The organism is Desertivibrio insolitus (assembly GCF_017355965.1).
GTDB lineage: Bacteria > Actinomycetota > Actinomycetes > Actinomycetales > Microbacteriaceae > JAFIQW01.
Genome location: NZ_JAFIQW010000004.1, coordinates 140,744 through 164,875, shown reverse-complemented (window position 1 = coordinate 164,875; position 24,132 = coordinate 140,744). Strand labels below are relative to the sequence as shown.

At 71.9% G+C, this 24,132-nt stretch carries 20 protein-coding genes; 9 read left to right on the top strand and 11 right to left on the bottom strand.

Annotated elements, in window-relative coordinates; genetic code table 11:
* Positions 1–147 precede the first annotated feature (147 nt).
* Positions 148–2,391, bottom strand: a complete 2,244-nt coding sequence (locus tag JUB10_RS10290; protein ID WP_207456457.1) for a polyribonucleotide nucleotidyltransferase — start codon at positions 2,389–2,391, stop codon at positions 148–150.
* Between the two features lie 348 nt (positions 2,392–2,739).
* Here JUB10_RS10290 and JUB10_RS10285 point away from each other — a divergent pair, with 348 nt between their 5' ends.
* Positions 2,740–3,330: a DedA family protein gene (locus JUB10_RS10285; protein WP_207456455.1), complete on the top strand. Its 591-nt coding sequence runs from the start codon at positions 2,740–2,742 to the stop codon at positions 3,328–3,330.
* A gap of 45 nt (positions 3,331–3,375) precedes the next feature.
* On the opposite strand, the gene JUB10_RS10280 is transcribed toward JUB10_RS10285, so the two are convergent.
* The 4 genes from JUB10_RS10280 to JUB10_RS10265 all read right to left on the bottom strand — a co-directional run bounded on the left by JUB10_RS10280 (position 3,376) and on the right by JUB10_RS10265 (position 6,126).
* Positions 3,376–3,933: an OsmC family protein gene (locus JUB10_RS10280; RefSeq protein WP_207456453.1), complete on the bottom strand. Its 558-nt coding sequence runs from the start codon at positions 3,931–3,933 to the stop codon at positions 3,376–3,378.
* A 92-nt stretch (positions 3,934–4,025) separates the two neighbouring features.
* Positions 4,026–4,643, bottom strand: coding sequence for an FMN reductase (locus JUB10_RS10275; protein WP_207456451.1), 618 nt, complete (start codon positions 4,641–4,643; stop codon positions 4,026–4,028).
* Positions 4,644–4,657: 14 nt separating this feature from the next.
* A complete protein-coding gene (locus JUB10_RS10270; protein WP_207456449.1) occupies positions 4,658–5,755 on the bottom strand; it encodes an LLM class flavin-dependent oxidoreductase in 1,098 nt (365 codons plus the stop codon).
* A gap of 104 nt (positions 5,756–5,859) precedes the next feature.
* Positions 5,860–6,126, bottom strand: coding sequence for a hypothetical protein (locus JUB10_RS10265; RefSeq protein ID WP_207456447.1), 267 nt, complete (start codon positions 6,124–6,126; stop codon positions 5,860–5,862).
* Positions 6,127–6,290: 164 nt separating this feature from the next.
* Between JUB10_RS10265 and JUB10_RS10260 the strand changes: the two genes are divergently transcribed.
* Genes JUB10_RS10260 through JUB10_RS10240 form a run of 5 tightly spaced genes read left to right on the top strand, consistent with a single transcriptional unit; the run spans position 6,291 to position 11,376 of the window.
* A complete protein-coding gene (locus JUB10_RS10260; protein ID WP_207456445.1) occupies positions 6,291–7,460 on the top strand; it encodes a PP2C family protein-serine/threonine phosphatase in 1,170 nt (389 codons plus the stop codon).
* Between the two features lie 59 nt (positions 7,461–7,519).
* Positions 7,520–8,689 (top strand): PP2C family protein-serine/threonine phosphatase, encoded by a 1,170-nt coding sequence (locus tag JUB10_RS10255; protein WP_207456444.1) that lies wholly within the window; start codon positions 7,520–7,522, stop codon positions 8,687–8,689.
* The gene (locus tag JUB10_RS10250) at positions 8,686–10,638 is read left to right on the top strand and encodes a glycosyltransferase family 2 protein (protein WP_207456442.1); all 1,953 of its coding nucleotides are present in this window, start codon (positions 8,686–8,688) and stop codon (positions 10,636–10,638) included. Before JUB10_RS10255 ends, JUB10_RS10250 begins: the two co-directional genes overlap by 4 nt.
* A complete protein-coding gene (locus tag JUB10_RS10245) occupies positions 10,638–10,967 on the top strand; it encodes an STAS domain-containing protein (protein ID WP_207456440.1) in 330 nt (109 codons plus the stop codon). The genes JUB10_RS10250 and JUB10_RS10245 overlap by 1 nt, the downstream gene beginning before the upstream one ends.
* On the top strand, positions 10,951–11,376 hold the full coding sequence (locus JUB10_RS10240) for an ATP-binding protein (protein WP_207456438.1): 426 nt from the start codon (positions 10,951–10,953) through the stop codon (positions 11,374–11,376). Before JUB10_RS10245 ends, JUB10_RS10240 begins: the two co-directional genes overlap by 17 nt.
* A 2-nt stretch (positions 11,377–11,378) precedes the next feature.
* On the opposite strand, the gene JUB10_RS10235 is transcribed toward JUB10_RS10240, so the two are convergent.
* Together JUB10_RS10235 and rpsO are read right to left on the bottom strand one after the other, a co-directional pair.
* Complete coding sequence (locus JUB10_RS10235) at positions 11,379–11,936, bottom strand: YbhB/YbcL family Raf kinase inhibitor-like protein (protein WP_207456437.1); 558 nt, start codon at positions 11,934–11,936, stop codon at positions 11,379–11,381.
* A 131-nt stretch (positions 11,937–12,067) separates the two neighbouring features.
* Positions 12,068–12,337, bottom strand: a complete 270-nt coding sequence (rpsO, locus tag JUB10_RS10230) for a 30S ribosomal protein S15 (RefSeq protein WP_207456435.1) — start codon at positions 12,335–12,337, stop codon at positions 12,068–12,070.
* A 353-nt stretch (positions 12,338–12,690) separates the two neighbouring features.
* Here rpsO and JUB10_RS10225 point away from each other — a divergent pair, with 353 nt between their 5' ends.
* The 3 genes from JUB10_RS10225 to JUB10_RS10215 all read left to right on the top strand — a co-directional run bounded on the left by JUB10_RS10225 (position 12,691) and on the right by JUB10_RS10215 (position 20,292).
* Entirely contained in the window at positions 12,691–13,932 is a 1,242-nt protein-coding gene (locus JUB10_RS10225) for a cobalamin-independent methionine synthase II family protein (protein ID WP_207456421.1), read from the top strand.
* A 5-nt stretch (positions 13,933–13,937) separates the two neighbouring features.
* Positions 13,938–15,113, top strand: coding sequence for a MarP family serine protease (locus JUB10_RS10220; protein WP_207456419.1), 1,176 nt, complete (start codon positions 13,938–13,940; stop codon positions 15,111–15,113).
* 103 nt (positions 15,114–15,216) lie between these two features.
* Positions 15,217–20,292, top strand: coding sequence for a DUF4011 domain-containing protein (locus JUB10_RS10215; protein WP_207456412.1), 5,076 nt, complete (start codon positions 15,217–15,219; stop codon positions 20,290–20,292).
* Positions 20,293–20,304: 12 nt separating this feature from the next.
* Here JUB10_RS10215 and JUB10_RS10210 read toward each other — a convergent pair whose 3' ends face one another.
* The 4 genes from JUB10_RS10210 to JUB10_RS10195 form a co-directional block, all read right to left on the bottom strand.
* The gene (locus tag JUB10_RS10210) at positions 20,305–21,210 is read right to left on the bottom strand and encodes an NADP-dependent oxidoreductase (protein ID WP_207456410.1); all 906 of its coding nucleotides are present in this window, start codon (positions 21,208–21,210) and stop codon (positions 20,305–20,307) included.
* A complete protein-coding gene (locus JUB10_RS10205) occupies positions 21,207–21,566 on the bottom strand; it encodes a nuclear transport factor 2 family protein (protein WP_207456409.1) in 360 nt (119 codons plus the stop codon). The genes JUB10_RS10210 and JUB10_RS10205 overlap by 4 nt, the downstream gene beginning before the upstream one ends.
* A gap of 32 nt (positions 21,567–21,598) precedes the next feature.
* A complete protein-coding gene (locus JUB10_RS10200; protein WP_207456407.1) occupies positions 21,599–21,775 on the bottom strand; it encodes a hypothetical protein in 177 nt (58 codons plus the stop codon).
* A gap of 84 nt (positions 21,776–21,859) precedes the next feature.
* Complete coding sequence (locus tag JUB10_RS10195) at positions 21,860–24,061, bottom strand: HelD family protein (RefSeq protein ID WP_207456405.1); 2,202 nt, start codon at positions 24,059–24,061, stop codon at positions 21,860–21,862.
* Between the last annotated feature and the right edge of the window lie 71 nt (positions 24,062–24,132).

Below are 24,132 nucleotides of genomic sequence, written 5' to 3'. Positions count from 1 at the left end.
GTGAAGTTTCTCGTCATTCTAGGAAAATTTCCGCGAGCCGGGCTCACTTCTGCGCGAGGGGCTTGCGATTCCCACCGGAATCTGCAGTGGAACGGCGAAGGGCCCGCCCGCGTGATGCGGACGAGCCCTTCGTTGATCGTCGGGAGATCAGGCCTCGGCGGGAGCCTCGGTCTGCGCCTCCTCCTCGACGACGGGAGCGAGCGAGAGCTTGCCACGGTCGTCGACCTTCGTGATCTCGACCTGGATCTTCTGGCCGACACCGAGCACGTCCTCGACGTTCTCGACGCGCTTGCCGCCGGCGAGCTTGCGCACCTCGGAGATGTGCAGCAGGCCGTCCTTGCCGGGCAGCAGCGAGACGAACGCGCCGAAGGTCGCGATCTTCACGACGGTGCCGAGGAACCGCTCGCCCACCTCGGGGTTGTGCGGGTTGGCGATCGCGTTGACCGCGGCACGGGCCGCCTCGGCCGAGGGGCCGTCGGTCGCGCCGATGTAGACGGTGCCGTCGTCCTCGATCGAGATCTCGGCGCCGGTGTCGTCCTGGATCTGGTTGATCGTCTTGCCCTTGGGGCCGATGAGCTCACCGATCTTGTCGACCGGGATCTGCACGCTGATGACGCGCGGAGCCGTGGGCGCCATCTCGTCGGGCGACTCGATCGCGGCGTTCATGACCGCGAGGATCGACGTGCGCGCCTCCTTCGCCTGCGTCAGCGCGCCGGCGAGCACCGAGGCGGGGATGCCGTCGAGCTTCGTGTCGAGCTGGATCGCGGTGACGAAGTCAGAGGTGCCGGCGACCTTGAAGTCCATGTCGCCGAGCGCGTCCTCGGCACCGAGGATGTCGGTGAGCGCGGCGTAGCGCGTCTCACCGTCGACCTGGTCGGACACGAGACCCATCGCGATGCCCGCGACCGGGGCGCGCAGCGGCACACCGGCGTTGAGGAGCGACAGGGTGGAGGCGCAGACGGAGCCCATCGAGGTCGAGCCGTTGGAGCCGAGGGCCTCGGACACCTGACGGATCGCGTAGGGGAACTCCTCGCGGCTCGGCAGCACCGGCACGAGGGCGCGCTCGGCGAGGAAGCCGTGCCCGATCTCGCGACGCTTGGGGCTGCCGACGCGGCCGGTCTCACCTGTCGAGTAGGGCGGGAAGTTGTAGTGGTGCAGGTACCGCTTGCTCGTCACCGGGGTGAGGGCGTCGATCTGCTGCTCCATCTTGAGCATGTTGAGCGTCGTGACGCCCATGATCTGCGTCTCACCGCGCTGGAAGATCGCGGAGCCGTGCACGCGCGGGATGACCTGCACCTCGGCGTCGAGCGGACGGATGTCGCGCAGGCCGCGGCCGTCGATGCGGACACCCTCGGTGAGGATGCGGCCGCGTACGACCGACTTCGTGACCGACTTGTAGGCGGCGCTGACCATCGGGGGGATGTCGCCGCCGAGCTCGCCCGCCTCGACCTTCTCCGCGATCTGGGCCTTGACGCGCTCCTTGAGGGCGTCGTCGGCGTTCTGGCGCTCCTGCTTGTCGGCGATCTGGTAGACCTCGCGCAGCTCGTCGTAGGCGACGGCCTTGACGGCGTCGAACGCCTCCTGGCTGTACGGCAGGAAGATCGGGTACTCCTTGATCTCCTTCGCCGACTGGGCGGCCATCTCGGCCTGCGCCTTGATGAGCTGGGTGAGGAACGGCTTCGCCGCCTCGAGACCCTCGGCGACGACGGCCTCGTCGGGCTTCTTCGCGCCGCCCTGGATGAGACCCCAGGCGTGCTCGGTCGCCTCGGCCTCGACCATCATGATCGCGACGTCCTCGCTGCCGTCGGCGTTCGTCACGAGACGGCCGGCGACGGTGAGGTCGAATACCGCACGCTCGAGCTGCGAGTAGGTCGGGAACGCGACCCACTGGCCCTCGATGAGGGCGAGGCGCACGCCACCGATCGGGCCGGAGAACGGCAGACCGGAGATCTGCGTCGACGCCGACGCGGCGTTGATGGCGAGGGCGTCGTAGAACTCGCCGGGGGCGATCGAGAGCACGGTCACGACGATCTGCACCTCGTTGCGGAGACCGTCGACGAACGACGGGCGCAGCGGGCGGTCGATGAGCCGGCAGACGAGGATCGCCTCGGTCGAGGGGCGGCCCTCACGGCGGAAGAACGAGCCGGGGATCTTGCCGGCGGCGTAGGAACGCTCCTCGACGTCGACCGTCAGCGGGAAGAAGTCGAACTGGTCCTTCGGCTGCTTGCTGACGCTCGTCGCGGAGAGGAGCATCGTGTCCTCGTCGAGGTAGGCGGCGACGGCGCCCTGCGCCTGCTGGGCCAGCCGGCCGGTCTCGAAGCGGACGGTACGGGTGCCGAACTTGCCGTTGTCGAGAACGGCCTCGGCGAACTTGATCTCAGGACCTTCCAAAAGGTCTGTCTCCTTAGTCTCGTGTCGCGAAAGATCGCGACGACGTACGTCGGAGCAGGAGCGGGCAGGAAGGGACTGGACGCCTCAGGCGGCGTCCGGCGTCTGCTCTGGCCAACAGTAGAAGTGATCGGACCGGGATCCCGTTCCGCGCACCACCACCGTGGACCAGCTTCGCGCCGGCCTGCTCCGTGTGCTCGTGTTGAATTGAGCGGTTCGCTGTGGAACCTCGTCAATACTAGCCGAGGACCGGCGTTTTCCGGGGACTTCCCGCCCGATCGGGCGTCGCGGAGGCGTTCCCCTGTCAGGCGCCGGCACCGTCCGTTCACCTGAGCGACGTAGGAAGACCGGGTGGACGCGACCTGGCTGACCGAGCTGGCCGAGTCGCCGCTCGTGCTCCCGTTGCTGTGGCTGCTCACCGTCGCCGACGCCTTCCTCGTCGTCGTGCCGAGCGAGACCGCGGTCGTCGCGCTCGCGGCCGCGTCGACGTCGGTCGGGGCGCCGACGCTCTGGCTGCTCGTGCCGACCGCCGCCGTCGGAGCGCTCTGCGGCGACCTCGCCTGCTACGCGCTGGGTCGTCGCGTCGGCCTCGACCGCTGGGAGTGGCAACGCCGCGGCCGCGTCGCCGCCGCGATCACGCGGGTGCGCGTCGCGGTCGACCGGCGGGCCGCCGTGCTGATCTTCACCGCCCGCTACATCCCGTTCGCACGCATCGCGGTGAATCTCGTCGCGGGCGCGAGCGGCCTGCCGCTGCGGCGCTACGTACCCCTCGCGGCGTCGGCCGGGCTGGCCTGGGCCGTGTACAACACGGTGGTCGGCGCGACGACGGGCGTCGTGCTCGCCGAGCACCCGGTGGCGGCGGTCGCCGTCTCGGTCGTCGTCGCGATGACTCTGGGGCTCGCCATCGACTGGGCGGTGCGGCGCGCAGGCTCCGGTCGCTGAACGGCGCCCCCGACCGCGAGGCCGGAGGCGCCGTTGCGAGAGGAGTCAGCGCACCTCGAGCGTCGTCGTGACGGGGACGGGGTTGGCGAAGAGGTCGAGCACCGGGCAGTGCTCGTCGACGGCGGCCTTCAGCTCCTCGTAGCGCTCGCGGCTCTCAGGGCCGGAGACCGTGACGGTCAGCCGCACGGCACCGAAGCCGGCGCGCACGCCCTCGTCGATGCCGAACAGCTTGCGGGCGTCGAGGTCGCCCTCGGCGCTGGCGTCGATCTCGTGGACGCGGATGCCGAGCGCCTGTGCGTAGAGGCGGTAGACGACGACCTGGCACGACAGCAGCGCGCCGAGCGCGTACTCGACCGGGCTCGCGGCGACGTCGTCGCCCGCGAGCGCCCCGGGCTCGTCGACGAGGAACTCGTGGCGCCCGGCGATGACGCGGGTTCCGACGGCGCCCTCCCCCTGCGCCTTGACCCGGTAGGTCAGCTGAGCGGTCGCCGGATCCGTCGCGATCCGTTCGTGCCAGGCCGCTCCTGCCTTCTGCAGGCGCTCGGCGCGCTCGTCGGCGGTGGCGTCGGGGACGGAGGGACGGACGGTGTCGAGAAGAGTCATGGCGGCACGCTAGGCAGGTCGCCGTGCGCCTGCCCAGCGTGCCGCGTCACACTCCGCCGCGCCGCGTCACACGGCGCGGCAGGCGCCAATCGTCAGCGCGGGACGGGGCTGAACGAGGGGTCGAGCGCGAAGGGGTCCCGCACGAGGCCCGAGCGCTCGGAGTCCTTCACGAGCGACGCGAGTTCGCCGGCCGCACGACCGACGCGGTCGGCGAGGGAGCCGCTCGCGGCATCCGCCCCGCTGCCCCAGTCGCTCGAGGCCGCGTAGACGCTCGTCGGCACGACGACCGCGTGCAGGTAGCTGAAGAGCGGCCGCATCGCGTAGTCGAGGGCGAGCGAGTGCCGCTCGGTGCCGCCGGTCGCGCCGATCAGCACCGGCTGGTCGGTGAGCGCCTTCGGGTCGATCACGTCGATGAAGGACTTGAACAGTCCGCTGTAGCTCGTCGTGAACACGGGGGTGACCGCGATGAGCCCGTCCGCGGTCGTGACCGTCTCGATGACGTCGGCGAGGGCAGGGCTCGGGAACCCGGTCAGCAGGTTGTTCGTGATGTCGTGCGCGTGGTCGCGCAGCTCGACCGTGTGCACCTCCGCGTCGACGCCCTGCTCGGCGAGGCGCGCGACGGTCGCCTCGGCCAGATGATCGGCGAGCAGTCGCGTGGAGGACGGGCGGCTGAGCCCGGCCGAGACGACGGCGATCTTCCTGGTGGTCATGTCGGCTGGTCCTCTCAGCTCGCGACGGACGTGGTCTCGGTGGCAGCGGCGGCCTTGAGCGAGGCGTGCGTCGGGGCGTCCGGCACGTGCGCGGGACGGTTCACGGCGAGCTCCTTGCGCAGCACCGGCACCACCTCCTCGCCGAGCAGGTCGAGCTGCTCGAGCACGGTCTTCAGCGGCAGGCCGGCGTGATCCATCAGGAACAGCTGGCGCTGGTAGTCGCCGAAGTGGTCGCGCATCGCGGCGTAGCGGTCGATGACCTCCTGCGGGCTGCCGACCGTCAGCGGGGTCTGCGCGGTGAAGTCCTCGAGCGAGGGGCCGTGGCCGTAGACCGGGGCGACGTCGAAGTAGGGGCGGAACTCGTCGATCGCGTCCTGCGAGTTCTTGCGCATGAAGACCTGGCCGCCGAGGCCCACGATCGCCTGGTCGGCGGAGCCGTGTCCGTAGTGCTCGAACCGCTGGCGGTAGAAGCCGATGAGCTTCTGGAAGTGCTCCTTCGGCCAGAAGATGTTGTTCGCGAAGAAGCCGTCGCCGTAGTAGGCGGCCTGCTCGGCGATCTCGGGGCTGCGGATCGAGCCGTGCCACACGAAGGGCGGCACTCCGTCGAGCGGACGCGGCGTGGACTGGAAGCCCTGGAGGGGCGTGCGGAACTGGCCCTCCCAGTCGACGAAGTCCTCGCGCCACAGCCGGTGCAGCAGGGCGTAGTTCTCGATCGCGAGCGGGATGCCCTGCCGGATGTCCTTGCCGAACCAGGGATAGACGGGGCCGGTGTTGCCCCGGCCCATCATGACGTCGACGCGACCGTCGGCGACGTGCTGCAGCATCGCGAAGTCCTCGGCGATCTTGACCGGGTCGTTCGTCGTGATGAGCGTCGTGGAGGTCGAGAGGACGATGCGCTCGGTCTTGGCCGCGACGTAGCCGAGCATCGTCGTGGGCGAGGACGGCACGAACGGCGGGTTGTGGTGCTCCCCCAGGGCGAAGACGTCGAGCCCGACCTCCTCGGCCTTCTGCGCGATCGTGAGGATCGCCTTGATGCGCTCGTACTCGGTCGGCGTGCGCCCGGTGGTGGGGTCGGGCGTGACGTCCCCGACAGTGAAGATGCCGAATTGCATGGGAGCCTCATTTCGATGCATTTGCATGGACATCGTAGTGAACGGCGGAGCCGGATGGAACATTCCCGTCCCCAGTCCGCCAGGGGGACACGGGAGGGGTACGACTACTGGTCCCCCTCCTCCTTTCCGCCCGTCCCCCTCGCCTCCTCCGCGCCGCCCCGCTCCCGCTTCCACGACCCGATGCGCGCACGGTGCTTGCGCACCGCCTGCACCGCGACGGCGACCGCGAGCACGACGACGACCACGAGCACCACGACGGTGAAGGTCTGCTGACCGAGCTCGACGCGTCCGGCGAGAACACGGCCGACGACGAGGAGCGCGATCACGAGCAGGAGGATCGCGAGATTGAGGAGAGCGCGTCTGTTTCGCATGTCCTGACGATTCTCTCAGTGCGACTTCCTTCTCGTTCGGCCGTACGAAAGGATGCTGAGAAGGATGTCCCGCGAAAGGGGACGTTCGGCCGGGGTACGCCGGAGGGGACACTTGGTCCCCAGCGGTGCTCCCGGCACCGCCGCCCGACGGGACTGGGGAGCCGATGAGCAGGACAGCGGACGGTAGCGCCCGCGTCGTCGCGCTGCCGCAGCTCGACGTGCTCGACGCCGCCGACGGAGCCCGGCTCGAGCGGGTGACGACGGTGGCCCGAGACCTCTTCGGCATGCCCATCGCGTCGATCAACCTCATGGACGGCGCGGTGCAGTACACCCGCGCGGCGGCCGCCCCGGAGGGGGTGTGGCCGGAGTCGCTCCCCCGCGCGGGCACGATGTGCGACGTGACGGTCCGCGGCCACGAGACCCTCGTCGTCGAGGACCTGACGAAGGACGACCGCTTCAAGGACCTCCCTCTCGTCACCGGGCCGGCCGCCCTGCGGTTCTACGCGGGCCATCCGGTCACGACCCCGTCGGGCCGCCGCATCGGCACCATCTGCGTGCTCGACTCGATGCCGCACAGCTTCAGCGCCGACGAGGCCGACCTGCTGCGACACCTCGCGGCCTGGGTGCAGAGCGAGCTGAGCATGGAGGAGGAGCTCGAGCGCGCCGGCGAGGTGCAGCGCGGGCTGCTGCCGCAGCGCACCCTCGACCTCCCCGGGTTCGAACTCGCAGGCGCCTGCTCCCCCGCGAAGGGCGTCGGCGGCGACTTCTTCGACTGGTACTCCGTCATCGACGGCGTGCAGATCACCGTCGGCGACGTCATGGGCAAGGGCATGGGAGCCGCCCTGCTCGCGGCGACGGTGCGCGCGGTACTGCGCGGGGCGCGGCGCCTCGACCCCGCCGCCGCGGTCGGTGTGGCGGCGGACTCCCTGACGCAGGATCTCGAGGCCGCCCACAGCTTCGTCACCCTGTTCCACGCCCGCGCCTTCGAGGACGGCCTCGTCGAGTACGTCGACGCCGGCCACGGGCTCGGACGGGTGGTGCGGGCCGACGGCACCCACGTGCCGCTCCCCTCGGTGGACCCCCCGGTCGGGCTCTTCGAGGACGACGAGTGGACCGCAGGCACCGTGCGGCTCGAGCCGGGCGACGCGCTCCTCGTCGCGAGCGACGGGCTGCTCGACCACGTGACGCCGGGCGACGACGCCGACCGCGTACTGTCGGAACTCGTCACCTCGGGCCGTTCGGCCCAAGACATCGTCGACTTCTACATGGCGAGCGCGGCGCGCGGCCCGCGCACCGACGACACGACCCAGGTCGTTCTCCGGAGGATCTCCTGACTGCACCACCGAACCACCTCCGCTCCGGCTCCGAAGCATCGGACGAGGAACGGAGCACCATGGCAACACCTTCCGGCGACGAGGCGCGCGTGCTCGCTCTCGCCGGTCTCGGCGTGCTCGACACCCCGCACGAGGAGCGCTACGACCGGATCACCCGGCTCGCCGCCGACCTCTTCGGCGTCGAGGGCGCGTCCGTCAACCTGATCGACCGCGATCGACAGTTCGCCAAGTCGACCGCCGGCGGGCTCGTGGAACAGGGGGCCGAGTTCCCGCGCGAGCAGGCGATCTGCTCCGTCACGATCGAGCACGACGAGACCCTCGTCGTCGAGAACCTCGCGGAGGACGAGCGGTTCAAGGACTACGCGCTCGTGACGGAGGACCCGCGGCTGCGTTTCTACGCCGGGCATCCGCTGACGACCGCGTCCGGCCACCGCATCGGCAGCCTCTGCGTCTACGGGCCGACCCCCCGCCGCTTTACCGAGCAGGACGAGCGCCTGCTGCAGGACCTCGCGCTGTGGGTGCAGTACGAGATGACGATTGCGGAGGAGCTCGACCGCGCGATCGAGGTGCAGCGCGCCCTGCTCCCCCGCGACGCCCTGTCCGTGCCGGGGTTCGAGTTGGCCGGCGGATGCCTCCCCGCCCGCGGCATCGGAGGCGACTTCTACGACTGGTACACCGTCGGCGACGGCGCCCGCTTCACGGTCGCCGACGTCATGGGCAAGGGCATGGGCGCGGCGATCCTCGCAGCGACCGTGCGGGCGGTGCTGCGCGGTGCGCGCCGGCTCGACCCGGCCGCGGCGATCGCCGTGGCATCCGACTCCCTCATCGGCGACCTCGAGCAGTCGAACAGCTTCGTCACGCTCTTCCACGCGCACCTCTCGAGCGACGGCGAGCTGCGGTATGTCGACGCCGGCCACGGCGTCGCCGCGGTCGTGCGCGCCGACGGGCTCGTCGAGCACCTGACGAGCATCGACCGCCCGATCGGCGTGTTCGAGGACGACACGTGGTCGGAGCGGACGCTGCGGCTCGAGCCCGGCGACATGCTGCTCGTGGGCAGCGACGGGGTGCTCGACCTCGCCGACCCCGGTCGCTCGTCGCTCGAGCAGGTGTTCGAGGTCGCCCGCTCGGGCGAGCGGGCCGAGGACGTCGTGCACCGCGTGCTGACCATGGCCCGCGACAAGAAGGCGACGGACGACACGACCGTCGTCGTGGTGAGGAGGAACCCGTGACCCGCATTCTGGTCGTTCGCATCCTCGTCTTCCTGACGATCGTGCTCGGCGTCAACTACGTCGCCTGGCGCTGGCTGGCCTCCGTCAACTGGGAGGCCTGGTGGATCGCCGTGCCGCTCGTCGCGGCCGAGACCTACTCCCTCATCGACGTCATCCTGTTCGGCGTCACGGTGTGGCGCATCAAGAAGGAGCGCCCCAAGGAGCCGATGCCCGACGGGCGCACCGTCGACGTGTTCATCGCCACCTACAACGAGCCAATCGAGCTCGTCATGACCACCGCCCGTGCCGCGAAGGCCATCCGGTACCCGCACAGGACGTGGGTGCTCGACGACGGCGACCGCCCCGAGCTCAAGCGCGCGGCGGAGGCGGCGGGTATCGGCTACATCACCCGGAGCCCCGACTGGGCCGGCCGCCCCCGCCACGCGAAGGCCGGCAACCTCAACAACGCGCTCATGTCGACCGACGGCGAGTTCCTGCTGATCCTCGACGCCGACCAGATCCCGGTGCCGGAGATCCTCGACGAGACGCTGCCGTACTTCCACGACGAGAAGGTCGCGCTCGTGCAGACGCCGCAGGTCTTCTCCAACGTCGCCACCGGGGACCCGCTCGGCAGCCAGGCTCCGCTGTTCTACGGGCCGATCCAGGAGGGCAAGGACGGCTGGAACGCGGCCTTCTTCTGCGGCTCGAACGCCGTGCTGCGACGAGAGGCCCTCATGCAGCTCGGCATCCGCGGCTACGTCGCCGACGTCGAGGCGACGGTCGCCGAAGCCCTCGACGCCTCCGCGACGGCGTTGCGTCGCGCCCGCCGCCGGGCCGACGCCCTCGCGACCGAGGTGCTGACCGAGGCCTACGAGGCGGTCCGCCAGGCTCGCAGGGAACTGCGCTCCGGCGTCGCCTTCGGCGAGCTCACCTTCCGCGTGCAGGAGCGCGTGCGGCAGGCCGAGCGACGGCTCGTCGACCGGCAGCTCGCCGCCGTGCGCGACGACCTCGCCGCCCTCGGACTGCTCGAACCCGGTGAGGACGAGACCCAGATCGACCTCGAGGCCGCCGTCGACGTGCTCGCGAGCCGCGAGCTCTCGCCCCTCGGCGCTCTGGGCACGGTCGCCGCGACGCTCAACAAGATCGACGTCAGCCGCTCGCACGAGGCGCAGCCCGTGCTGCCCGTCGCGACGATCTCGGTGACCGAGGACATGGCGACCTCGATGCGGATGCACGCCTCCGGCTGGTCGAGCCGCTTCCACTCGCACACGCTCGCCTACGGGCTCGCGCCCGAGGACCTCGGCACGATGCTGACGCAGCGTCTGCGCTGGGCGCAGGGCACGATGCAGGTCATGCTCAAGGAGAACCCGCTGTTCCTGCGCGGTCTCTCGCTCGGGCAGAAGCTCATGTACTTCAGCACGATGTGGAGCTACCTCGGCGGCTTCGCCACGATCGTCTACATCGCCGCGCCCGTCGCCTACCTCTGCTTCGGGGTCATGCCGGTCGACGCCTGGAACGTGGACTTCTTCGTCCGGTTCATCCCGTTCTTCATCATCAACCAGTTCCTGTTCCTCGCCGCCGCCCGCGGAGCCCCGACCTGGCGCGGGCAGCAGTACAGCTTCGCGCTGTTCCCGGTGTGGATCAGGGCGGTGACGTCCGCGGTGAACAACGTCTGGTTCGGCCGCGAGCTCGGCTTCTCGGTCACGAAGAAGACGCGCGACAGCGAGCACCGCAACCAGTGGGGGCTCGTGCGCTGGCAGATCGCCGCGGCGGTCGTGCTCGCCGTGTCGGCTATCGTCGGCGTCATCCGCCTAACGGCGGGGCTCGGCGAGCCGATCGGAACATTCGTCAACGTCGTTTGGATCATCTTCGACATGGTGATCCTGAGTGTGCTCGTGTGGGCGGTACGGTACGACGGGTACGACGCCGCCCAGCAGCAGCAGCAGCAAAGAAAGGAACAGGAAGCCTGATGGCCTTCACCACAGAGGAGCGCGGGGACATCACCCTCGTCCATGCCTCCGGCATGCTGACCATGAACACCGCTCCGCAGCTGCGCGAGGTGGTTAGCGGGGCGATCACCTCGGGCGCGCGCAAGATCGCCGTCGACCTCAGCGGCGTCGAGTTCATCGACTCCTCGGGCCTCGGCGCGCTCGTCGGCTCCCTCAAGGCGGCCCGTCAGGCCGAGGGCGACCTGCGTATCGGCGGCGCCTCCTCGCAGGTGCTCATGGTGCTCAAGCTGACGAACCTCGACCGCGTGCTCACTCCTCACGAGAGTGCGGCGGATGCCTTCACGGCCTGAGAGCGGCGCGACCGTCTTCTCGGAGACGCTCACCGTCGAACCTCCCATGCTGGAGACCCTGCACGGGCTCCTGGCGCAGGTGTGGGAGGCGAACCCGCAGGTCGGCATGCTCGACCGGATGGCGTTCGACACGGCCCTCATCGAGCTGGTCGGCAACATGGTGCGTCACTCCCCCGCGGGCGGTCCCTTCAACTGCCGCGCGACCGTGCGGATCCTGCCCGACCGCCTGATCGGCGAGTTCGAGGACACCACCCCTCCGGTGATCGGCGTCGAGATCGAACGCGAGATGCCCGAGGAGGACATGGAGTCCGGCCGCGGCTTCGCGCTCATGCAGTCGCTCGGCCACCTAGAGCACCAGCCGGGCGAGTCCGGGAACCTCTGGATCTTCGAGCGCAAGCTCGAGGGCTAGCCTCAGCTGCGCTCGTACGTCCCCACGATGCGGGCGCGCGCGAGCACGTGTCCGCGCATGCCGCGGATGACGCTGCGTGCGCCCGCCGTGCGGGGCAGCTCGAGCGGCGCGTCGAGCGCGTAGAGCTGGAAGACGTAGCGGTGCGGTCCGTGCCCCTTCGGCGGGGTCGGCCCGATGTAACCGAGGTTGCCGAGCGTGCCGCGCACGAGCGTGACCCCGGCCGGCAGCTCCTTCGGGGCCAGCCCGCCGGCGGGGATCGCCTTGACGTGCGGCTCCATGCGGGCGACGGTGTGCACGAGCGGCCTGCGCCCCGGGGCATCCGGGTCCTCGAGCACGAGCACGAGCTCCGCCGTCGTCGTGGGCACGAGCGTCCAGTGCAGCTCGGGCGAGACGTTGTCGCCGACGAGCGGCCCCGCCTGCGGCTGCCGGAGCGGCCCGCCCGGCGTGAACGAGTCGCTGCCGAGCTCGATCGTCGCGGGGGCCTGCAGGCCGAGAAGGTTCCAGCTGAGCTTCTCGGGTCCGGCGCGACGGCCGCCGAGCAGTCGGGACAGCAGAGACATTCCGTCAGGCTATCCGCCCTGCCTGAGCGGCGGCACCTGCCGGGAGCAGGCGGGCGATGAACCCGACCGCGGAAACGATGAAGGGCCGCCACCCCGTGGGGTGACGGCCCTTCGCCGAGTAGGAGGCGCGACTAGCGGCGCAGACCCAGACGCTCGATGAGCGAGCGGTACCGGTTGATGTCGATGTCCTGCAGGTAGCCCAGCAGGCGCCGACGCTGACCCACGAGCAGCAGCAGACCACGACGCGAGTGGTGGTCGTGCTTGTGCTCCTTGAGGTGCTCGGTCAGGTCCTTGATCCGACGGGTCAGAACCGCGACCTGGACCTCGGGGGATCCGGTGTCACCGGGGTGGGTTGCGTACTCTTCGATGATCGCCTTCTTGACATCGGCTTCAAGTGCCATAGATGGGATCCCCTTTCTCTCGTTGCGCGGCGCCCGATCCCCGATGGATGAGCTCTCTTTGTCCGCGGCCGTTTGACGGCAACCGCAGAAGAATAGCAGAGGCGCTTCCCTGCCGACCGGCGCCGGTACCGACTCGTACCCCGCGTGTCCCCCTCTTGCGGGGAAGCGCCATCGCTTGGAGTTTCCCTACAGTGGAAGCGCCGGCACGTCCGGTGTCCGCCCCCGAGGCTCGGGGCCGGGCTCGTGCAGTGCGCCCGTGACCTGGGGGGCGGGCGCACTCCGCGAGCCCGACCACCGGTAACACGACGTAAGAGCCCTGGTGCGGCGGCATCCGTCGGTGCCAGTGTCGGAGCATGCCGAACGCCGACGACGCCATCCAGACCTCGCACGCCGGGAGCCTCCCGCGCACTGCCGAACTGCTCGCCGCGAACGAGGCACGCCGTCTCGAGGACGACGGGTTCACCCTCGCCCGCACCCCCGAGTTCGAGGCGCTGCTCTCCGACGCGGTGACCGACCTCGTGCGCCGCCAGCGGGACGCGGGCATCACCATCCCGGGCGACGGCGAGTACGGCAAGGCCATGACGAGTGCCGTCGACTACGGCGCGTGGTGGTCGTACTCGTTCCAGCGCGTCGCCGGCCTGTCGGTGACCGAGGAGAACCTCTTCACGCAGCAGCCGGTGCGCAGCGCACCCGGCGACGTGCGGCTCACGAGCTTCCCCGACCGGCGCGACTGGACGATCTTCTTCGACGCGTACCAGGACCCCGACAGCGGCATCTCGACGGGCAGGACCGCGACGGCGTTCCCGACGACGACCGGCCCGCTCTCGTACCGCGGGCACGAGGCGATCGCCTCCGACATCGCGAACCTCAGGCAGGGCCTCGCGGCCGCGGGACTCGAGACCGGCTTCCTCACCTCCCTCTCCCCCGGCTCCGGCGCCCGGATCGCGAACCGGCACTACGCGACCGAGGAGGAGCACATCTGGGCGTGGGCGGAGGTCATGCGCGAGGAGTACCGGGCGATCGTGGATGCCGGGCTGATCGTGCAGATCGACGACCCGTCGATCGCCGAGAACTTCGACCAGATCAACCCCGAGCCCTCGATCGAGGACTACCGGGCCTTCACCCGCATCCGCGTCGAGGCGCTCAACTGGGCGCTGCGCGGGCTGCCCACCGAGCAGGTGCGCTTCCACCTGTGTTGGGGGTCGTGGCACGGCCCCCACTCGACCGACGTCGAGTTCCGGCACATCGTCGACCTCATGCTCGAGATCGACGCGGGCGGCTACTCGTTCGAGGCGGCGAACGTGCGGCACGAGCACGAGTGGCGCGTCTGGGACGACGTCGAGCTGCCCGAGGGCAAGGTGATCCTGCCCGGCGTCGTCAGCCACGCGACCAACGTGCTCGAGCACCCCGAGCTCGTCGCCGACCGGATCGAGCGCTTCGCCTCCCGGGTCGGGCGCGAGCGCGTCATCGCCTCGACCGACTGCGGGCTCGGCGGCCGGATCCACCCGCAGATCGCCTGGGCGAAGCTCGAGGCGCTGTCGCAGGGCGCGGCCGCAGCCACGCGGCGTCTGTGGAGGCAGCCCACTACGGTGTAGTCGTGATGGCCGCGATCGTCCTCGACCTGCTCCTCGTCCTGGTGCTGCTCGGGTACCTCGCGGCCGGCATCCGCAACGGATTCGTGCGCAGTCTCGGCGGCATCGCGGGGGTCGTCGCGGGCGGTGTGCTCGCCTACCTCTCGATCCCCCTCGTCAGCCAGTGGGTGACGGATGCCGCATGGCGGGTGCCCGCGATCCTCGCCGTCGCCCTGCTGCTGATCAGCGTCGGCAACGCCATCGGCGTCGCCATCTCCGGCGCCGTCGCGCCCCGCCGCGACTCCCCGCTCCGCACCGTCGACCGCCTCGCGGGCGGCGTCGCCGCCCCGGTCGTCGCGGCGCTCGTCGCCTCGACCGTCGCCTCGGGGGTCGCCCCGCTCGGCATCCCGGTGCTCTCGCCCGCGATCTCCGGCTCGACCGTGCTCCGCACGATCGACGCCGCGACGCCGCAGGCGGCGAAGACCTGGCTCGCCCAGGCCCGGTCGTACGCGACCGAGGAGGGCATCCCGACGATCGTCGACGCGTTCGAGGGAGCGCCGCCGACGCTGCCGGAGGTCGACCTCGCCTCGCCCGGCCTGACCACCGCGGCGGCGAGCGTCGTGCGCATCACGGGCACGGCCCTCGCCTGCGGCCAGGGGCAGTCCGGCAGCGGCTTCGTCGCCGCCGACGACCGCGTCATCACGAACGCGCACGTCGTGGCGGGCGTCGACGAGCCGTTCGTCGAGGCTCCCGGCGAGACCGCCCGGCCGGCCTCCGTCGTCTACTTCGACCCGGTCGACGACATCGCGGTGCTCGACGTGCCCGGGCTCGCCGCCGCCACGCTGCCGACCGCGGCGACCGCCGCGCCCGGCACGAACGGCGCGGTGCAGGGCTATCCGTTCGGCGGACCGTTCACGTCGATCCCCGCCGGAGTGCTGCAGGTCGGCACGCTCGCCGTGCAGGACATCTACGGCGCCGATCCGCAGCCCCGCGAGGTCTACACCCTCGCCTCCGACGTCGAGCCGGGCAACTCCGGCGGCCCGCTGCTGACGACCGACGGGGCCGTCATCGGGCTCGTCTTCGCCAAGGGCGCCGACGTCGAGAACGTCGGCTACGCCTCCACGATGGCCGAACTGCAGCCCGTCGTCGACCAGGCCCCCGGCCTCACCGACCCCGTCGCTGCGGGCGCCTGCATCCGCGACTGAGACAGCGCTCACCGCTTCCCCGCGACACGAGCGGATGGCCCGGGCGTTGTCCCCGGCCGGACGTAGGCTGCCAGCACCCGATCGGCTGCGGACGAAGGACGAGATGCGCGAGGTCTACGAGGTTCTCGAGCAGGAGGCAGGCGGGCTCGCCCTGCGGTTCGAGGTCCAGGGCACGGTCAATCACGCGCTCGTCGCGAGCGGGGTCCCCGCGGTGCGCGCGCTGTCGGTGACGAACACCGGCGACGGATGGCTCGGGGCGGTCGACTTCGGCGCCCGGCTCGTGCTCGACGACGGCACGGAGCAGACGGTGAGCCTGCGCCTCGACGGCCCCGTGCCACCCGGCGCCCGCCACTCGGCGGCCGCGGCGGAGCTCGCCCCGCTCGGCGAGGCCCTGCTGCGCGCGGGGCGGGCCGCCACCGGCACCGTCGTGCTCGGCGCCCGCACCGCCGGCGCCGGACCCACCCTCCGGGTGCCGGTAGCCGTCGACGATCCCGGCGCGCTGCCCGAGGACGCATCGCCGGCGTCCCTCGCCACGCTCGTGACCCCCGGTGCTGCCGCTGTCGAGCCCGTGCTGCGGGCTGCCTCGCGCCTGCTCGCCGACACGACCGGGGACGGCCGGACGAACGGCTACGCCGACGGTGCCGAGCGCGCGCCCGCGGTGGCCGCGGCGATCTTCGAGACGCTCCGCTCTCTGGAGATCAGCCACGTCGCCTCCCCCGCCGCGCCCAGCCGCGTGCGCCTCCCCGACGAGGTGCTGCGCGACCGCCTCGGCACCTCGCTCGACCTCGCGCTGCTCTACGCCGGGTGCCTCGAGGCCGCCGGGCTCGACCCCGTGCTCTTCCTCGCCGACGGCGGCGCCTTCACCGGCTTCGCGACCGAGCACCGCCCCGGGGCGCTCGACGCCGTCACGGGCGGCAACACCGCGGCCAACCTCGTAGCGACCGATCAGGTCGTCGCGGTCGAGGTCGGCGCCCTCGCCGCCGGGCGCGGCGCCGCCTCGTACCCCGACGCCGTCGCGCTGGCGTCCTCCTACTTCCGGGCGCCGCTCCGCCCGCTCGACGCGATGGTCGACGTCGCCCGGGCGCGGCTCGACGGGGTGCGTCCGGTGCTCGGGGCCGCCGGGCGCCCGGCATCCGCTCCCGCCGACACGCCGGAGCTCGTGCGCGGGGTCCGCGACGGGTCCGACCCCGCTCCCGCCCGCGTGCAGGTGTGGAAGCGCGACCTGCTCGACCTCACGCTGCGCAACCCGCTGCTCAACCTGCCGCGCAACCGCCGGGTGCTCGACCTCGCGGTGCCGGACGGGATGCTGCCGGCGCTCGACGACGTCGTGCATTCCGGCAAGAGCGTGCGGCTGGGCGTCGGGGCGGAGTCGTCGGAGTTGCAGCGGCTGGCCGGTGTCGGGTCCGCGCACGAGGTGGCGACTGGCGTCATGACGACGATGTTCCAGACCACCCGCACGATCTACTCGACCCTGACCGAGGACGCGCATCGGACGCAGCTGCGCGCGATGAAGCGCGAGGCCGACACGCTCGAGCAGGAGACGGGCAGCAACTACCTCTACCTCGGTCTCGGTGTGCTCGTGCACACGCGGGAGGACGGCCGGGAGGCGCGCGCGCCCCTGTTCCTGCTCCCCGTGCGGCTGAGCGGCGGCATGGCATCCGCACCGTTCTCGATGCAGCTCGACGGGTCGGAGCTGGCCGAGCCGAACCTGTGCCTGCTCGAGTGGCTCCGTGCGACGAAGGGTGTCGAGCTCGACGCCCTCGCGCAGCCGCTGCTCGACGAGGACGGGCTCGCGGTTCAGGCGACGTTCGCGGCGATCCGCCGTCAGCTGCTCGAGGCGGAGCTGCCGTTCCGGATCGAGGAGACCGCGTGCCTCGCGATCCTCCGTTTCCCGACGTTCCAGATCTGGAAGGACCTCGACGCGCACTGGCCGCAGCTGCTCGAGAACCGGGTCGTGCGCCACCTCGTCGAGCGCCCCGGCGAGACGTTCCACGATCCGGCCGCGGGAGCGACCCCGGCCGTCGACGAGGGGTCCCTCCGGCTCCCGATCGCGGCCGACGGGTCGCAGCTCAAGGCCATCGTCCGCGCGACGGCCGGCGAGTCCTTCGTGCTGGAGGGACCTCCCGGCACGGGCAAGTCCCAGACGATCACGAACCTCATCGCGCACGCGCTCGACCAGGGCCGCACCGTGCTCTTCGTCGCCGAGAAGCAGGCGGCCCTCGACGTCGTCGCCCGCCGGCTCGACGCCGTCGGCCTGGGCGCCTTCGCGCTCGAGCTGCACGGCCCGAAGCAGTCGACCAACTCGATCCGCGACCAGTTGCGCAAGGCGCTCGCGCACGACGTCGACGTCGACGAGGCCGTGCTGCGCGCGACCGACGCCCGTCTGCGGCGCGCGCTCACGACCCTCACGGCGCACCCGGCGGCGGTGCACGCGCAGAACGCCCGCGGCTACTCGCTGTGGTCGGCGTACGACGCGGCCGCGGCACTGGGCGACGGGCCCGTCGTGCCCGTGCCGCCGGCGGTGCTCGCGTCCGCCGACGGCGATCCCGTCCGGCTCACCGACGACCTGGCCGCCGCGGCGACCGCGTTCGGGCTGACGCCCGCGCATCCGTGGGTGCTCTCGGGAGCGACGGATGCCGCGGCGCTCGACCCCGCCAGGCTCTCCGCCGCCCTCGGCGACGTGGCCGCGGCACGTGCCCGCGTCGACGAGCTCTCCCCCGCCTGGCGCTCCGCGGTCGCGTCGACCCCGCCCGGCGCGCTGCTCGGGGCGGTCGTCGGCCTGCTCGGCGCACGCGACGTCGGGCTGCTGCCGGAACGGCGGTTCCTGCCGGAGTTCGAACGGTCGACGTGGCACGCCGCCGCGGACGACCTCAAGCGGGAGCTCGCGGACTACCGCGAGCGGCACGCCGACACCCTCGCGCTCGCCACCCCCGCCGCGATCGAGCTCGAGGAGCTCGACGAGCTGATCGAGCGGGCGGCGAAGCTCGACGACGCCTGGTTCCTGCCGGGGCTGCGGCGCCGCGGCATCCGGCGCCGCCTCGAACCGCTGCTCGCCGACCCCGCCACCGTGCCCGACACCGAGCTCACGACGGTGCTCCGTCGGCTCGCCGACGCGCGCCGTGAGGCGCAGCCGCTGCTCGCCGCCCGGGACGCGCTGCCCGGGCTCCTGCTGCCGATGTCGTGGCGGCCGTACGCCCCCGGCGCCGACGAGCAGCTGACGGCGGCGGCCTGGGCCGTGCGGGCCCTGCTCCGGCTCGAACGGCACGCGCCCGACGCGCTCGCCCTCGTGGCCGACGCCTCCGCGACCGACGCCGCCGCCCTGCGCGACCTCGACGGCGTCTGGGGAAGGCTGCTCGCCGCGCTCGGCGCGACGTCCGCGTCCGTGCGGCAGTGGTGCGCGGGCCGCGACTGGCTCGACGCCTGGCGCAGCGACCTCCCGCGCTGGCAGGCGGATGTCGCGAGCACCGGCGCCCTCCAACCACAGCGCTTCGCCGAGACCCGGCGTCTGCTCTCCGCCCTCGCCGAGCTCGGGCTGTCCGGACTCGCCGACCGGGTCGGCGCGGGGCTCCTCTCTCCCGCGGACGCCCCCGAGGCGCTGCTGCGTTCGCTCGCGCGGGCGTCGCTCGAGGAGCGCTTCGCGGCATCCGGGCTCGGCGCCTTCGACAGCGACGCCCAGCAGCGTGCGGTCGACGGCTACCTCACGGAGTCGGCGGCGGCCCGCGCCGCCGCGCCGGCCGGCATCGCCGCGTCGATCCTCGTCCGGCGACCGTTCGACATCGCCAACCTGCACGGCGAGATCGCCGAGCTCAAGCGGCAGCTCGACCGCAAGCGCGGCGGTCTGAGCTTCCGTGAGCTGACCCGGCGCTATCCGGGGGCGCTGACGGCGCTCACCCCGTGCTTCCTGATGAGCCCCGGCTCGGTCGCGCACTTCCTCGACGCGACGAGCATCGAGTTCGATCTCGTCGTCTTCGACGAGGCCTCGCAGATCCGCGTTCCGCAGGCGATCGGCTCGATGGGCCGCGCGAAGTCCGTGGTCGTCGTCGGCGACTCCAAGCAGATGCCGCCCACCCGGATGATGCAGCTGGAGGCCGCCGCGTCGCCGCTCGACGCGGTCGAGGACCTCGAGAGCATCCTCGACGAGGCCGTCGAGTCCGGGCTGCCCAGACTCTCGCTCGAGTGGCACTACCGCTCCCGCGACGAGAGCCTCATCGCGTTCTCCAACGCCGCGTACTACGACGGCCGCCTCGTGACCCTGCCCGCTCCGGGCCACGGGCAGGGCGGGCTGTCGCTCCGGCGCCTCGAGGGGATGTTCGACCGCGGCCGGAGCCGCACGAACCAGGCGGAGGCGCAGGCGGTCGTCGATGAGGTCACCGCGCGGCTGTCGCACCCCTCGCGCCGCACCGAGTCGATCGGCGTCGTCTGCTTCAACGTGCAGCAGCGCGACCTGATCCTCACGATGCTCGAGGACGGCGGCGACCCGGCCGTGCAGCGCGCGCTGACGAGCCCCGACGCCCCGCTCTTCGTCAAGAACCTCGAGAACGTGCAGGGCGACGAGCGCGACGTGATCCTGTTCTCGCTCGCGTTCTCCGTCGACCCCGACACCGGCCTGCTGCCACTGAACTTCGGCCCGCTCAATCTGCCGGGCGGCGAACGGCGGCTCAACGTCGCGATCACGCGTGCCCGCAACGAGGTCGTGCTGTTCTCCTCCTTCGACCCGCAGCACCTCGATCTCGCGCGCACGTCGGCCCGCGGGCTGCACGACCTGCGGAAGTACCTCGACTTCGCGGCCGACCGCCGCCTCGAGGCCGCGTCGCCGCCCTCGTCGAACCGCGGCCGCATCGTCGCCGAGCTCGCAACCGAGCTGCGTGACCGCGGGTACGAGGTCGAGACGGATCTCGGGCTGTCGTCGTTCCGCGTCGACCTCGCGGCGCGCCGGCCGGGCGCGGACGCGTGGCGGGTGGCCGTGCTCGTCGACGGTCCGCTGTGGGCGTCACGTCCCACCGTCGCCGATCGCGACGGCGCTCCGGCCCTGCTCGGGGAGCTCATGGGCTGGCCGGCGGTCGTGCGCGTGTGGCTGCCGGGCTGGATGCGCGACCCCGAGGGCACGATCGCGCGCATCACCGACGCTCTCGACGCTCCGCTCCCGACTCGGCCGCGACGGGTGGCCGCGCGGTTGTAGCGGAGCGGCGGCTCAGCGCGCCGCGATCTCGAGCACGACCTTTCCCCGGAGGTGGCGACCCTCGAGGCGCCGGTACGCGTCGACGACGTCGTCCATCGCCCACGTCGAGTCGACGGGCACCTGCAGCGTGCCGTCGACGACGAGGTCGGCGAGGGTCGAGAGGGCGCGGATGTCACGCGGTCCGCGGCCGACCCGCTGCACGCCGAAGGGTGCGGGGTCGGTCGCGATGGTATTGATGCGCCGAGGGTCGACGCCGAGCCCCAGCGCGGTGCGAAGCGTCTCCGGCCCGGCGTGGTCGAGCACGACGGTGACGCGCGGCAACTGCTCCAGCCGCTCGCGCAGTCCCTCGCCGTAGGCGAGCGGCACGACGCCGAGCCCGCGGAGGAACTCGTGGTTGCGCTCGCTCGCGGTGCCGAGCACGATCGCGCCGAGCTTCAGCGCGAGCTGGGCCGCGATCACGCCGACGCCGCCGGCCGCTGCGCTCACGAGCACGACGTCGGCGGCGGTGACGTGCTGGGAGGCGAGCTCGTCCCAGGCCGTCTGCCCGGCGAGGGCGAGGCCGCCGGCGACCTCCCAGGGCAGCGCGGCCGGCTTGAGCGCGAACTGCTCCTCATCGGCGACGACGAGCTCCGCCTGCGCGCCGATCGGGATCGTGCCGAAGACCTCGTCGCCGGGCGCGAGCCGCGAGACATCCGGCCCCACTGATTCCACGACGCCCGCGAGCTCCCGCCCGTTCGTCAGCGGCGGCTCGAAGCCGTAGGCGTTGGGTCCGCGGCGAATCGACGAGTCGACGGGGTTCAGCCCGGCTGTGCGGACGGCGACGCGCACCTGCCCGGGACCGGGGGCCTCGGGGTCGAGCCGCTCGACGGTGAGCACCTCGGGCCCGCCGAAGCGCGGCACCCTGACCGCGCGGATCAACTGGGGTCCGCCTGGTCCTGCCACCACTCGGTGAACTCGTGGACGCGGCCGTCGGGCGCGAAGCGGATGATCCAGAGGTTCGAGTACGTGGTGCCGTCGTCGTAACGGGTTTCACCCTCGACGATCGCGAGGTCGCCCTGCTCGACGAGCACCGACCACTCGAACTCCCACGTGCCGGGGTCGTCCTGGCGCTCGATCCAGTTCTCGACGATGTCGTCGACGCCCTGCCAGCCGTCGCCCCAGGGGTCGGGGTGGTAGACGGCGTCCTCGGTGAACAGGGCCCCGATCTCGGCCGGGTCGTTGCTCTCCCAGGCGGAGAGGTAGTCGTCCATGAAGGAGTCGAGGCGCGCGCTCATCCTTCAGTCCTATCGCGTGCGCCTGCGAGCGACTACACCTGCCGGTCGAAGGCGGGGGTGTACCAGAGCATCGTGGTGATCAGGGTGAGGCCGACGGCGCCACGGATGGCGGCGTGATGCGCGCGACGGTAGGCGCGTTCGACGGATCCGGGCCCGCGGTGCCGGGCGCGGGAGTGTCGTCCCCAGAAGGACGCTCTGTGCTGTGCCACGATGTTGTCTCCCAGTAGTACTGGGTCAAACTTTCACCCTCAGCTTGAGGGTTACGCAACTCCTCCGCGGCGTGTCGCGAGGATTCACCCCATAACGAGGTGCAATCGCTGCGTCGGGCGCGTCATCGCGACGTAGAGCGCGCTCGGCCCGCGCGGCCCGTCGGCCGCGATCGCGTCCGGATCCACGAGCACGACCGCGTCGAACTCGAGGCCCTTCGACTCCTGCGGCGTCAGCACCGTGATGGGGGCGGCGAGCGTGCGGCGGCCGAGGGCGACGTCACCGCCGTGCTGCGACTCGAGCGCCGCGGCGAGCGGTTCGACGAGGGCGGACGGCGCGATCACCGCGAGCGAGCCCGGCCGGCCGAGCGCGCGATCCGCTGCGACGGCTTCGACCGCCGCCGGGACCGGGCGGCCGGCGGACTCCGTGCGGAAGACGTCCCACTCGCTCGCACGCACGGCGCGGGACGGCGTGATCGGCAGCCCTCGCTCGCGCGCGACGCGCTCGGCCAGCTCCGTGATCTGCTGCGGCGTGCGGTAGTTGACCGTCAGCTCCTCGAGCACGAAGTCCTGCGTGAGGGTCGCGAGCGCGCTCCCCCAGTCGTCGGCGGCGGTCACGGTGCTCGCCTGGGCGATGTCGCCCACGATCGTGAAGCTGCGCAGCGGGGCTCGGCGGCGCAGCAGGCGCCACTGCATGGGCGACAGCTCCTGCGCCTCGTCGACCACGATGTGGCCGAAGGCCCACGTGCGGTCGGTCGCCGCCCGCTCGGCGGTGGTCAGGCGCTCGGCGCTCTCGGCGAAGCCGGCGGCGAGGGTCTCGGCGCTCACCATGCCCTCGACCTGCATGTTCTGAATGGCGTGCTCGGCGTTCTCGAGGTCGCGCTCGCGCTGCCGCGCGGCCTCGCGCTTGCGCGCGTCGCCGGCCGGGTCGAAGGCGCCGAGGTGCTCGGCGGCCTCGTCGAGGAGCGGGATGTCGCTGACGGTGAACGGCTCGTCGCGCCCGCGGCGCACCGCGCGGCGCTCCGCCTCCGTCCAGTCGGGCGTGAGGCTCGCGAACCAGTTGGGGCGGGCCCACAGGTCCTGCACGAGCTTCTCGGGCGTCAGCGGCATCCACGCGGTGTTGAGCGCGACGCGCACGTCGTAGCTGTCGCGCAGGTCGGCCGCGAGCACGGGGAGGTCGTCGTCGTCGACCGTGCTGCCGCCTCGGCGCAGCTGCTCGGCCAGCAGCCGGCTGAGCTCGCGCAGCGCGAGACGGTTGAACGTGACGCGGGCGACGTTGTGCGGCTCGTTGCGCTCCTGCGCGCGACGCATGGCCCGGGCGATCACCTCGGGCCGCACCCGCAGGCTCGTGCCGTTCACGTCGAGGTACTGCGTCTCGCTCGGCACGACCTGACGCGACCGCACGGCGCGCTTGATGAGGTCGGCCATCCGGGCGTCGCCCTTCAGCGCCGCGGCATCCGCGGGGTCGTCGGTCGTCGCCTCCACGCCGGGGTAGAGCTGTCCGACGCTCATCAGCACCACACCCGACTCGCCGAGCGAGGGCAGCACCTGCTCGATGTACTCGAGGAACGAGCGGCTCGGGCCGACGATGAGCACGCCGGAGCGGGCGAGGCGCTCGCGGTGCGCGTACAGCAGGTAGGCGGCGCGGTGCAGGGCGACGGCGGTCTTGCCGGTGCCGGGTCCACCCTGCACGACGAGCACGCCGCGCAGCTCGGAACGGATGATGCGGTCCTGCTCGGCCTGGATCGTGGCGACGATGTCGCCCATCCGTCCGGTCCGCTGCGCGGTGAGGGCCGCGAGCAGGGCGCCCTCGCCCTGCAGCTGCACCGAGTCGCTGCCGAGGAGCTCCTCGTCGAAGACCTCGTCCTCGATCCGGATGACCTTGCGTCCGCGCGTCATGAGGTGCCGGCGTGCCCGCGCGCCCATGGGGTTCGCGGCGGTCGCCTGGTAGAACGCGCTCGCCTTCGGCACGCGCCAGTCGAGGAGGATCGGCTCGAGGTCGGCGTCGCGCAGGCCGATGCGGCCGATGTAGCGCAGCTCGGTGTCGTCCTCGCCGTCCTCGAGCTCGAGTCGGCCGAACACCAGGCGCTCGTCGACCTCGTCGAGCTGAGCGATGCGGTCCTCGTAGATGCGGGCGAACGCGTCGCGCTCGGAGCGCGCCTGGTGGTTGCCGCCGACCTGCTGCCGCCGCACCTCGGTGAGCTGTGCGCGCGTCTCGCTCTTGATGGCGTCCAGCCGGGCGTACAGCCCCGAGACGTACTCCTGCTCCCGTTCGAGCTCGGACGCCATTCGCTACCCCCTCAGGAATCGGCGTTCGAGTCTACTCGTCATCCGTTCCCGGCGGCGGACATGCCGAGGGC